This window comes from Haematobacter missouriensis (assembly GCF_000740775.1).
Lineage (GTDB): Bacteria > Pseudomonadota > Alphaproteobacteria > Rhodobacterales > Rhodobacteraceae > Haematobacter > Haematobacter missouriensis.
In genome coordinates this window covers 82,014-93,024 of record NZ_JFGS01000016.1, presented here as the reverse complement: position 1 = coordinate 93,024, position 11,011 = coordinate 82,014, and the positions used below count along the sequence as shown (strand labels likewise).

The 11,011-nt window shown below is 64.9% G+C and carries 11 protein-coding genes; 6 read left to right on the top strand and 5 right to left on the bottom strand.

Annotated elements, in window-relative coordinates:
- Nucleotides 1-968: TAXI family TRAP transporter solute-binding subunit (locus CG51_RS11135; RefSeq protein ID WP_051930438.1), on the top strand; the 968-nt coding region annotated here is incomplete at its 5' end.
- A 247-nt stretch (nt 969-1,215) separates the two neighbouring features.
- Here CG51_RS11135 and CG51_RS11130 read toward each other — a convergent pair.
- The 4 genes from CG51_RS11130 to CG51_RS11115 form a co-directional block, all read right to left on the bottom strand.
- Nucleotides 1,216-1,569 carry a tRNA-binding protein gene (locus tag CG51_RS11130; protein WP_035744964.1) on the bottom strand — a complete coding sequence of 118 codons (354 nt, stop codon included), beginning with the start codon at nt 1,567-1,569 and terminating at the stop codon, nt 1,216-1,218.
- Entirely contained in the window at nt 1,566-2,378 is an 813-nt protein-coding gene (gene proC, locus CG51_RS11125; protein ID WP_035744961.1) for a pyrroline-5-carboxylate reductase, read from the bottom strand. Before proC ends, CG51_RS11130 begins: the two co-directional genes overlap by 4 nt.
- A 33-nt stretch (nt 2,379-2,411) precedes the next feature.
- The gene (locus CG51_RS11120; protein ID WP_035744959.1) at nt 2,412-2,915 is read right to left on the bottom strand and encodes a type III secretion system chaperone family protein; all 504 of its coding nucleotides are present in this window, start codon (nt 2,913-2,915) and stop codon (nt 2,412-2,414) included.
- A 979-nt stretch (nt 2,916-3,894) separates the two neighbouring features.
- Nucleotides 3,895-4,197, bottom strand: coding sequence for an accessory factor UbiK family protein (locus CG51_RS11115; protein WP_051930436.1), 303 nt, complete (start codon nt 4,195-4,197; stop codon nt 3,895-3,897).
- A 162-nt stretch (nt 4,198-4,359) separates the two neighbouring features.
- Between CG51_RS11115 and lgt the strand changes: the two genes are divergently transcribed.
- From lgt to pgeF, 3 genes are read left to right on the top strand one after another with little or no spacing between them, the layout of a single operon-like run.
- The gene (gene lgt / locus CG51_RS11110; RefSeq protein ID WP_035744957.1) at nt 4,360-5,244 is read left to right on the top strand and encodes a prolipoprotein diacylglyceryl transferase; all 885 of its coding nucleotides are present in this window, start codon (nt 4,360-4,362) and stop codon (nt 5,242-5,244) included.
- Nucleotides 5,241-6,305: a class I SAM-dependent methyltransferase gene (locus CG51_RS11105; RefSeq protein WP_035744955.1), complete on the top strand. Its 1,065-nt coding sequence runs from the start codon at nt 5,241-5,243 to the stop codon at nt 6,303-6,305. The genes lgt and CG51_RS11105 overlap by 4 nt, the downstream gene beginning before the upstream one ends.
- The gene (gene pgeF / locus CG51_RS11100; protein WP_035744953.1) at nt 6,302-7,057 is read left to right on the top strand and encodes a peptidoglycan editing factor PgeF; all 756 of its coding nucleotides are present in this window, start codon (nt 6,302-6,304) and stop codon (nt 7,055-7,057) included. Before CG51_RS11105 ends, pgeF begins: the two co-directional genes overlap by 4 nt.
- A gap of 201 nt (nt 7,058-7,258) precedes the next feature.
- Here the strand turns inward: pgeF and CG51_RS11095 are convergent, their stop codons facing one another.
- Nucleotides 7,259-7,759 (bottom strand): Lrp/AsnC family transcriptional regulator, encoded by a 501-nt coding sequence (locus tag CG51_RS11095; protein ID WP_035744952.1) that lies wholly within the window; start codon nt 7,757-7,759, stop codon nt 7,259-7,261.
- Between the two features lie 204 nt (nt 7,760-7,963).
- Here CG51_RS11095 and trxB point away from each other — a divergent pair, with 204 nt between their 5' ends.
- Nucleotides 7,964-9,007 carry a thioredoxin-disulfide reductase gene (gene trxB, locus CG51_RS11090; RefSeq protein ID WP_084695148.1) on the top strand — a complete coding sequence of 348 codons (1,044 nt, stop codon included), beginning with the start codon at nt 7,964-7,966 and terminating at the stop codon, nt 9,005-9,007.
- A gap of 204 nt (nt 9,008-9,211) precedes the next feature.
- Nucleotides 9,212-10,957 (top strand): bifunctional sulfate adenylyltransferase/adenylylsulfate kinase, encoded by a 1,746-nt coding sequence (locus CG51_RS11085; protein WP_051930434.1) that lies wholly within the window; start codon nt 9,212-9,214, stop codon nt 10,955-10,957.
- The last annotated feature ends 54 nt before the right edge of the window (nt 10,958-11,011 follow it).

The window sequence follows — 11,011 nt, the reverse complement described above, 5'->3', positions numbered from 1 at the left end:
CCAATTTCCACCACATTCGCGACACGACCGCCAACGCGGGAACGACCTTCACCATAATCACCGGGGAGGAAGGTGGCAGCTACTATCCTATCGGCCAAACCATCTCCGCCGCCATCTCCGGCCCGGCGACGGAGGCCGATTGCCCGGACCCGATGGATTGCGGCGTTCCGGGGGCAAGCGTCGAGGCAATGACCTCCACCGGATCGGTCGCGAATGTAGAGGCGCTGGCCAGCGGCAAGGCGAATTCCGGTATCGTCCAGTCCGACGTCGCAACCTGGGCAGAAACGGGCACTGGGCTATGGGAGGGGCGGCAGGCTGTCACGAACCTTCGCGCCATCGCCACGCTGCACAGCGAAAGCATCCATCTTGTCACCCGCGCCGACAGCGGCATCCGCTCTCCCGCTGATCTGAAAGGCCGCCGTGTCTCGCCGGGCGAATCCGGCTCGGGAACGGCCTTCGACGCGCAACTGGTGCTTTCCGCATGGGATGTCCCGCGGGAGGAGGTCACACTCACGCCCATGGCCGCGCGGGATGCGGCCGCCCAACTGGCGGCCGGGGAACTTGACGCCTTCTTTTTCGTGGGCGGCTTTCCCGCGCCCTTCATCTCGGCACTGGCGGAAAAAACATCCCTGGCGCTCGTCCCGCTGGAAGGATTTCCGGCGGAGGCATTGGCCGTCGATCTCGGCTTTCTGGGAGAGGGGGTGATCCCGGGTGGCACCTATGCGGGTGTCGAGGAGGATACTCCCACCCTCGCCCTCGGCGCGGTCTGGGTCACGCGGGCCGAGGAGCCGGAGGAACTGGTCTATGCCCTGACCCGCGCGCTCTGGAACGACAGGACAAGGACCGCGCTGGACAAAGGGCCACCGCAGGGCGCGGACATCTCCATCGAAACCGCGCTCGACATGCTTCAGATCCCGCTTCACCCCGGAGCGGAGCGGTATTACCGGGAAGCGGGTCTGCTGGAATAGCGGCGGCCCGCTGCCTCTGCCGCGGAGGGGGAGAGCAAGGCGCCCCGGCAAGAGAAATGCACCGTTCCGACGATACGCTCTGCGGCGATCTAACAGGAGACCTGCAAAGGCTTCCAGTTCTACACTGGAACGGAAAATCTGACGAAATCCAGCCGGAGAGCTGAACATTCCATGTCATTCCGGTACCGATTTCTCCATTTTCAGCATATGGGTACGGCGCTCCTGACCTTTTCGGCAGCCTGCCAGGTCAGTAGAGTCGCCCCCCGAGAGGCAAGTCCTGATCCGGGGTGATCAGCACCACGCCACCCGCGCCATCGGGCACGCCCAGCACCAGAACCTCCGACATGACCTTGCCGATCTGGCGGGGTGGAAAGTTGACCACGGCCATCACCCTGCGGCCCAGCAGAGATTCCGGCGTATAGTGATCGGTAATCTGCGCGGATGATCGTTTCTCGCCGATCTCTGGCCCAAGATCGACCCAGAGTTTGATGGCAGGCTTGCGCGCCTCAGGGTAAGGCTCGGCTCGGACGATCCGGCCGACGCGGATATCCACCTTTGCGAAATCATCCCAGCCGATCTCCGGCGCCCTCCCGCCGCTCATCGGGACAGCTCGCGGGAGCGGTCGGCGGCGGCTTTCACTGCTCGGCGAAGGAGCGGCGGGAACCCGGCTTCCTCATCCATGAGCACCTGAAGCGCGGCAGCGGTAGTGCCGTTCGGGCTGGTGACATTGATGCGGAGCTGGGAGGGCGTCTCGCCACTTTCGATGGCCAGCGCACCCGCGCCCGCGACAGTCACCTTGGCAAGCCGCAGGGCAAGTTCGGACGGAAGACCCTCGGCCTCCCCCGCCGCCGCGAGCGCCTCGATCAGGTGGAAGACGTAGGCGGGGCCGGAACCGGAGACGGCGGTGACCGCATCCATCTGGCCCTCATCCTGCAGCCGCACGGTTTCGCCAACGGCGGAGAGCAGGCTTTCGGCCAGCGCAAGGTGGGTTTCCGTCGCCGCGCCATTGCCAATCAGCGCGGTGATCCCCCGCCCGATGGCGGCCGGTGTATTCGGCATCGCCCGGATGATCGGCGTTGCCGCGCCCAGCACACTTTCATAGTGGCTGATGGGCGTGCCCGCCGCGACGGAGACGAACAGTGTATCCCCTCCCCCAAGCGGCTTCAGGACCGGCAGTGCCTCCGCCATCATCTGCGGCTTTACGGCAATGAGCACGATGGCCGGCGCGGGCGGCAGGTCACTCCCCAGATGGACGCCCGTCTCCCTCAGCCAGTCGGAGGGGCGCGGGTCGATGACCGTTACCCCCGCCGGCGCCAACCCGCGGTCAAGCCAGCCCTCCAGCATCGCAGAACCCATCTTGCCGCATCCAAGCAGCACGAGGCCGCGCGCCGAAAGCTCATCCATCTTCATTCCGCCGTCTCCATCAGTCAGACGGCGCCGAGACTAGGCGCGACCGTAAGCCTCGGCAATAGCGACCTGCAGGGCCTCCTTCGCGCTGCGGCCTCCCCATCCCACAAGCTGGAACGCCGGATAGTAACGCTCCGCCGCCAGCACGGACGTGGCGATCATCCTGTCGATCTGTTCGGGCCCCGCCACCTGCCCGCCAGTCAGCACGAGCCCGTAGCGCCAGACCATCAGCCGCTGCTCCGCCCAATAGGCGAAGGCGCCTGTCCAGCACTGATCGTTCACCCGGTTCAGCAGATCGTGCAGATCCGCGGAGCGGCCTTCCGGGGGGTCCATCTCGAAGGTGCAGAGCAGACGCAGCACCTCATCCTGCGGGGACCAGGCCAGTGTGACCGAATAGCTCCGCCACTGCCCCTCCACCGTCATGGCGATCTGATCCTCCGCCACACGTTCGAAATCCCAGTCGCGATATTCGGCCAGTGTTTCCACGATGTCGATCGGGTGGATTTCCGTGCTGTCGATGAAGTCCTCGGATAGCGACATGGCCCGACCTCTCTTGAAATTGGCCTTGGGGAAGAGACCCCACAAGACGCTGGGTGTCCGACAAGAAGGAGCGGGGAAGCCTGCTCTTTCTACCAGATATGGTGCGGTCAATGACCCATTCTGTAAAGCGATATTTCGGTGACAGTCGTGGATGAACCGCAAAATCCTGTGGGTAAGGCTATGGATAGGCAGAGGTGGAGGAGGGGAGGAAAAATACCCCTCGACGGGTGCCGGAATCCGGCCAGATGCGAGGAATCGCTCATCAGAGCATGAGGCCGCCATGAAGCGGGATCGGAAGCGCCTGGGGGCTGAAAAAGCCGGGCACTGGCCCGGACCCGCGCTGCAAGGCCACAAACCGGTCCGGTCAGGCGCGAAGACCTGGGGTTCCTGGGACGCAACTCGACCCGAACCGTTGGGGGGACGATGCCCCCCGCACGCGGGCGTAGTGATACCCGGCACTGCCCTACTCATAGCAGCCCGCGATGTCCCCCGCGCGCGGGCTTAGTCCCGAAATGGGCCGGTGCCCATTCCCGCTTGCGCGATGTCCCCAGCGCACGCGGGCGTAGTTCAGAGGTAGAATGTGAGCTTGCCAAGCTGAATGTCGTGGGTTCGATTTGCCCGCTCCAGTTCAACTCGAATGCGTATTGCTATCAAAGCAATATAGCCTGTTGGGAACGGTTTCCGACATGCTGCATCTTGCAGCAGAGAGGTCGGTCACGCTTTGCCAGAAAGGAACGCCCCACAAAGTGGGGGCTGCCCGATCTCTAGTGTAGCAATGCAAGGGGATGCGCTATCGACGCGGCAAACCCCGTCGCGGGATCGCCAATCTGAAGCCTATGAAGATATCCCACATCGGCCATTCATTCGGCGATGGTGATGCCCGCAGCGACGGGCAGCCGATCAGTCTTCAAACAGAAGCACCGTTACGCGCCGCAGGTGCGTGACATACGCGTTCTTCAACGGCCCTCAAGGGCCGCGCTCAGGCGTCCGGCGTCCCTGCGCTCGGGGGCAGTTCCGGCTCCGCACGTTCGACTGCCTCCGCGAAGCGGGCCTCCAGGGCGTCGAGACGAGCCTTGAGTGTGGCGTTTTCCTCACGCGCCTTCTGCGCCATGGCGCGGACAGCGTCGAATTCCTCACGCGTCACGAGATCACGATCCGCAAGGAAACGATCGACCCAGCCCTTCATGGCTGTCTCGGCCTCCGACCGCGCGCCCTGCGCCACACCCATGGCGTTGGTCATGAGCTGCGACAGATCGTCAAAAATGCGGTTACGGGTTTGCATCCGGGCCTCCTTGGCAGGTTTCCCTTATATGGACGCGCGCAGGCCATGCACAAGCCATGCGCCGACGATAGCTCGCCAACCCCGCCGATCCTGCAGCGGAGCCGCGCATGTCGCGCACGCGTCACCTTGACTTGCCGCAGACAAGCGGGAAGGAAGGCCGTCATGCAGGCTGTGCTCCCCTTCCCCGACATTTCACCGGAGATCTTCTCCGTTACCATTGGCGGTTTCAGCTTCGCGCTGCGCTGGTACGCCCTTGCCTATATCGCAGGGCTCCTGATCGGATGGCGGATGATCGTCGCGCTGGTCCGCAGGCCGGCCCTCTGGCCCCATGATACCGCACCGATGACGGCGGAGCAGGTGGAGCGGCTGCTCACCTGGATCATCTTCGGCGTGCTGCTGGGCGGCCGGCTTGGCTTCGTGCTGTTCTACCAGCCGGGCTATTATCTGGCGCATCCGGCGGAGATCCTGCGCGTGTGGGAGGGGGGCATGTCCTTCCACGGCGGGCTGATCGGCGTGACACTGGCCGCGCTGCTGTTTGCGCTGAAGGAAAAGGTGCCGCCGCTGTCGCTCGGCGATGCGCTGGCCGTTGCCACACCACCGGGGCTGATGCTCGGGCGGATTGCCAACTTCATCAATGCGGAGCTGTGGGGCCGCCCCTCCGATCTGCCTTGGGCGGTGATCTTTCCCGGTGCCGCCGCGCAGGACTGCCCCGGCTGGAGCCTGCCCTGTGCCCGCCACCCCTCGCAGCTCTATGAGGCGCTGATGGAGGGCGCGATCCTTGGCGCGCTGCTGCTGTGGCTTGCCTGGCGCAAGGGCTGGCTCAAGGCGCCGGGACGGCTGATGGGCGTCTTTGCGATGGGCTACGGCATCGCACGGTTCATCGTGGAATTCGTCCGCGTGGCGGATCATCAGTTCATCGGCCCGGGCAACCCGCTGGGCCATGCGGTGCAGTTCGGCGGCGGCTGGGGACTTTCCATGGGTCAGCTTCTGTCGCTGCCGATGATCGCTCTCGGCCTGCTGCTCATCCTCCGGGCACGCACCCGGTGACGCCGCTCGGCCGGCGGATCGCGCTCAGGATCGCCCGGACGGGGCCGATCACGCTTGCCGACTACATGGCCGAATGCCTGCTCGACCCGCAATACGGCTATTATACCACCCGCGACCCGCTGGGCCGGGGCGGCGACTTCGTGACCGCGCCGGAGATCAGCCAGATGTTCGGAGAACTGCTGGGCCTGTGGCTGGCGCAGTGCTGGCTGGATCAGGGCGCGCCCGCTCCCTTCGTATTGGCGGAGCTCGGGCCGGGGCGCGGCACGCTTATGGCCGATGCCCTTCGCGCGACCCGGGGCGTGCCGGGCCTGCACGAGGCGATGCGCATCTGCCTGATGGAGGCATCTCCCACACTCCGCGCGGCCCAGGCGGCAGCGCTGGCCGGCTACGACCCCCAATGGCACGACAGCGTGACGACGCTTCCCGAACTGCCGCTCTTCCTGCTGGCCAACGAGTTCCTGGATGCTCTCCCAATCCGCCAGTTTCACCGCCACGCCGCGGGCTGGCAGGAGGTGATGGTGACGGAAGAGGACGGCCACCTCGCCTTTGCCCTCTCCCCGCCCATCCACGTCTCTCTGCTGGCTGACCGGATTGCGGATACGCGGCCCGGCGATATCATCGAACTCTGCCCGGCGCTCCGCACGGTCGTTGGAGAGGTCGGCGCGCGGTTGTCCCGGCATGGCGGCGCAGCGCTTTTCGTTGACTACGGCGGCTGGCATTCGCGAGGGGACACCCTGCAGGCCGTGCGGAACCACGGCTTCACCGACCCGCTCGCCGACCCCGGACTGGCAGACCTGACGGCACATGTGGATTTTGAGGCCGTGGCCCGCGCCGCGTCGCCCGCCCGTGCGACCGGAATGGTTGAACAAGGCGCGTTCCTCGAACGGCTCGGGCTTGCCGCGCGTGCCCGGCAACTCGCCCAAAGGATGAGCGGAGATGCCCTCCTCATCCACGAGGCTGCAACGGAGCGCTTGACCGCGGCCAATGCGATGGGAACTGTGTTCAAAGTTCTCGCCCTCTATCCCCAGACTGCCCCCCTGCCCCCCGGATTTGCCGAATGACGCTCGCCCCGATCACCTCTCCTGCCCTCGCTCCCCTCAGACACGGTTTCTTCACCCGGAAGGGGGGCGCGTCATCCGGCATCTTCCACGGGTTGAACTGCGGTCCCGGCTCCAGCGATCTGGCGGAGGTTGTCGCGATCAACCGGGCCCGCGCCGCCAAGGCTCTGGCGCTGCCGGCGCAATCGCTGGTGACGCTGGCGCAGGTGCATTCTCCCGATGTGGTCGTGCTGGATGCGCCGCCGGAGGCGCCGATCCGCGCCGATGGCATGGTGACCCGGACGCCGGGTCTCGCTCTCGGCATCCTGACCGCGGATTGTGAGCCGGTCCTGTTTGCGGACCGGCAGGCGGGCGTGATCGGCGCGGCCCACGCAGGTTGGCGGGGTGCGCTCGAAGGCGTGCTGGAAACGGTGCTCGACCGGATGGAAACGCTGGGCGCCCGGCGGGAGGATACGGTCGCCGTCATCGGCCCGACGATCAGCCAGCGCGCCTACGAGGTCGGTCCCGAGTTCTTCTACACTTTCACGGATGAGGACCGTACCTATTCCCGCTTTTTCTCCCAGGGAAAGGGCGACAGGATGATGTTCGACCTGCCCGGCTTCGGCCTCCACCGGCTCCGCGAGGCGGGAATCGGGGCGGCGGAATGGACAGGTCATTGCACCTATTCGGACCCGGAACGGTTCTTCTCCTACCGCCGTACCGTCCATGCGGGAGAGGCAGACTACGGCCGCCTCCTCTCCGCCATCCGGCTGTAGCCGGCTGCTGGAAAGATTCAGAAGGGCCGCGCCTATGCTCCGAAAACCGTAAAGTCGGTCCCGGACCGATCCAGAATACGTGGATTCTCAGCCGGATTTCGTCGTATCGCAAGCGATTTCCGCCCGAACCAGACCCAAACCCCTTTTTCAGCAGCCTGTTAACCGCTCCGCTGAATCACACGGGGCCGCGTCTGACGCAGTTCAGGCCAACCGCTTCAGCCGCTCCTCCAGCACCTCGAAAGGTACGCCAGGTTCGTCCTTGGCGCCCCTGATGACCAAGGATGTCTTGACGCTGGCCACGTTCGGCGCCGCGGTCAGATCACCGGTCAGGAAGCGCTGAAAGCTCGTCAGATCGGGAGCCACGCACTTCAGGATGAAGTCGATCTCACCGTTCAGCATATGGCATTCGCGCACCAGCGGCCAATCCTGGCACTGACGCTCGAAGGATTGCAGGTCCTTCTCCGCCTGACTCGTCAGGCGCACCATGGCGAAGACCTGCACCTCGAAACCAAGCATCTGCCCATCCACTTCCGCATGGTAGCCGCGGATGAAGCCCTGTTCCTCAAGCGAACGCACGCGGCGCAGGCAGGGCGGCGCAGAAATGCCGACACGGCGCGCAAGTTCCACGTTCGTCATCCGCCCGTCAGCCTGCAGCTCCGCGAGAATCATTCGGTCGATCTGGTCGAGTTTCTCGCCTGCCATTGGCGGCTCCGCTCCATCTGATGCGTAAAAGGGGAGGCCGGGGCAAGATTGTTGCCCGACGCCGGTGGGGATGTATTCCCCTATCGCGGGCAGGGCAAGCCTTCCGGGTAACGATCGCGCTGCGTCACTCTCCCGCCCGCACGGCGGCTTCCGTCGCGCGCCGGGAACGCTTATATGCCCTATCCGACAAAGATGGAGATCCCCATGGCCGCCACCCGTCACATCCGTGTCCTGATCGTCGGCTCCGGTCCGGCCGGCTATACCGCCGCGATCTATGCCGCGCGGGCGATGCTGGAACCTGTGGTGATCGAGGGGCTGCAACCCGGCGGCCAGCTCACCATCACCACGGATGTGGAGAACTGGCCCGGCGATACCGCCGTGATGGGGCCGGATCTCATGCTCCGCATGGCCGATCACGCGCGCGAGATGGGCGCGGAGGTGATCCCGGACATGGTGTCGCAACTCGACCTCCGCTCCCGTCCGTTCCGCGCGGAAACCGACAGCGGGCAGACCTTCACCGCAGACTCGGTGATCCTCGCCACAGGGGCGCAGGCGAAATGGCTCGGCCTGCCGTCGGAGGAGAAGTTCAAGGGCTTCGGCGTCTCCGCCTGCGCGACCTGCGATGGCTTCTTCTACCGCGGGAAGCATGTGGTGGTGATCGGCGGCGGCAATACCGCCGTAGAAGAGGCCCTGTTCCTGACGAATTTCGCCAGCAAGGTCACCCTCGTCCATCGCCGCGATTCGCTCCGGGCGGAGCGGATCATGCAGAACCGCCTTTTCGCCAACCCGAAGGTGGAGGTGCTCTGGAACCGTGAGGTGGAAGAGATCCTCGGCACCACGGACCCGCTGGGCGTGACCGGTGTCAGGCTGCGCGACGCGGTGACGGGGGAGGAGCAGACCGTGACCTGCGACGGCTTCTTCGTGGCGATCGGCCACCACCCCGCCTCCGAACTGGTGAAGGACCAGCTCCGCCTGCATTCCGGCGGCTATGTGTGGGTGGAGCCGGGCAGCACGCAGACCTCCATCCCCGGTGTCTTCGCCGCAGGCGACCTGACGGACCACACCTATCGGCAGGCCGTGACCTCGGCCGGCATGGGCTGCATGGCCGCGCTCGATGCGGAGCGCTGGCTCGCGCAGCAGGGCGAGGCGGAGCCGGTCACCCCGGACCTCGGGCTGGGAACCATCTCCAACGACATGCCCGCCGATGTAACGCAAGCAACGGGCAGAGTCGCGCGCCCCGCTGAGTAGGGGCCAGCGCAGGACGATCGTCCAAAAACAGCGTTGCGCATTTCGGGTTTTGAGAAAGTTTTTCTCCCAGCCCGGATGGAAAAGGCGGATCATCCGCCTTTTCGTAATCGCCCTGGCCTATCCATGCTTGATCGGAGAACCAGCACGGCTCTAAAGCCCCGGCACGCCGTGATTTCCCCGCGGCGAGGAAAGCCGAGGGACAGCATGAAAGATCTCGTCGCAGACGCCTCCGTCGCGCGCACTACCTACCAGGACAATCATTCGCCGATCCGGGAGCTTTACGCCGCTCCGGAGGATGTTCCGGCGTTGAAGGCCCATGCCGCAAGCCTTCTGTCTTGGGATCTGACGCCGCGACAACTCTGCGATCTGGAGCTTCTGATGAACGGTGGCTTCGCGCCGCTGGAGGGCTTTCTGGACCGCGCCGATTACGACAGCGTGGTAGAGACGATGCGGCTGGCCGATGGCCAGCTCTGGCCGATGCCGGTAACCTTGGATGTGTCTTCGGCCTTTGCGGAGCATATCGCGCAGGGAACGGAAATCGCGCTCCGTGATGCAGAGGGCGTGATCCTCGCCATTCTCAGGGTCAACGACAAATGGTCGCCTGACAAGGTGCGTGAGGCAGAGCATGTCTTCGGCGCGAACGATCCCTCGCACCCGGCTGTCGCCTATCTGCACGATATCGCGGGCGAGGTTTATCTTGGCGGGAGGATCATCGGTCTTCAGCCCCCCGCGCACTACGATTTCGAGGCGCGACGCAAGTCGCCCAACGACCTCCGCGCCCTGTTCAGGGAGCGTGGCTGGAATCGCGTCGTGGCCTTCCAGACGCGCAATCCGCTGCATCGCGCGCATCAGGAACTGACATTCCGCGCCGCGCGGGAAGCCGGGGCGAACTTGCTGATCCATCCTGTCGTCGGCATGACCAAACCGGGCGACATCGACCATTTCACGCGCGTGCGCTGCTACGAGGCGGTGCTGGACCAGTATCCGACGGAAAGCACGGAACTCAGCCTCCTGAACCTTGCCATGCGAATGGGTGGCCCGCGGGAGGCCGTGTGGCACGGCCTGATCCGCCGCAATCACGGCTGCACCCACTTCATCGTCGGCCGCGACCACGCAGGTCCTGGCAAGAACGGCAAGGGGGAGGATTTCTACGATCCCTATGCCGCACAGGACCTGTTCCGCACCCATGCGGAGGAGATCGGCGTGACGCTCGTCGATTTTCGCCAGATGGTATATGTGGCCGAGCGCGGCCAGTACGAGCCCCGTGACGAGGTTGAGGATGGCGCGACCATCCTCAACATCTCCGGGACCGAACTTCGCCGTCGCCTGCGCGAGGGTCAGGAGATACCGGACTGGTTCTCCTTCCCCTCCGTCGTGACGGAACTGCGCCGGACCTCTCCGCCCCGCTCCAAGCAGGGCTTCGTGGTGTTCATGACCGGGCTTTCCGGCTCGGGCAAATCGACCATCGCGAACGCGCTGCTCGTTAAGCTTATGGAGATCGGCGGGCGGCAGGTGACCCTGCTGGACGGCGACCTGGTGCGCAAGCATCTATCCTCTGAACTGGGCTTCTCGCGCGAACATCGCGATATCAACATTCGCCGCATCGGGTTTGTGGCCTCGGAAATCGCAAAAAACGGGGGTATCGCCGTCTGCGCCCCGATCGCCCCCTATGCGGCAACGCGGCAGGCCGTACGTGAGATGGTCGAATCGCATGGCGCTTTTCTGGAAGTCCATGTGGCAACCAGCCTGGAGGAATGCGAGCGGCGCGACCGAAAAGGGCTATACCAGTTGGCGAGAGCGGGAAAAATTGTCGAATTCACCGGTATTTCAGACCCCTACGAAGTACCGACGTCGCCAGATCTGAGCATTCAGACCGAAGGCCGCGACGTTGCTGAATGCGCATCCCAGATTCTCGAGAAGCTGACAGCGCTGGGTCTTATACGACCTTAACCACCCAGCAGTCGCAAATGCGCGGACAAGTTCCGGACGACGCCCGCCAGCGTC

Bases quoted from the DNA above. Each gene is read 5' to 3' on its own strand.
- CG51_RS11130 (WP_035744964.1), bottom strand. From the start codon at position 1,569: ATGAGCGGCGGGAGGGCGCCGGAGATCGGCTGGGATGATTTCGCAAAG.
- proC (WP_035744961.1), bottom strand. From the start codon at position 2,378: ATGAAGATGGATGAGCTTTCGGCGCGCGGCCTCGTGCTGCTTGGATGC.
- CG51_RS11120 (WP_035744959.1), bottom strand. From the start codon at position 2,915: ATGTCGCTATCCGAGGACTTCATCGACAGCACGGAAATCCACCCGATC.
- CG51_RS11115 (WP_051930436.1), bottom strand. From the start codon at position 4,197: ATGCAAACCCGTAACCGCATTTTTGACGATCTGTCGCAGCTCATGACC.
- lgt (WP_035744957.1), top strand. From the start codon at position 4,360: ATGCAGGCTGTGCTCCCCTTCCCCGACATTTCACCGGAGATCTTCTCC.
- pgeF (WP_035744953.1), top strand. From the start codon at position 6,302: ATGACGCTCGCCCCGATCACCTCTCCTGCCCTCGCTCCCCTCAGACAC.
- CG51_RS11095 (WP_035744952.1), bottom strand. From the start codon at position 7,759: ATGGCAGGCGAGAAACTCGACCAGATCGACCGAATGATTCTCGCGGAG.
- trxB (WP_084695148.1), top strand. From the start codon at position 7,964: ATGGCCGCCACCCGTCACATCCGTGTCCTGATCGTCGGCTCCGGTCCG.
- CG51_RS11085 (WP_051930434.1), top strand. From the start codon at position 9,212: ATGAAAGATCTCGTCGCAGACGCCTCCGTCGCGCGCACTACCTACCAG.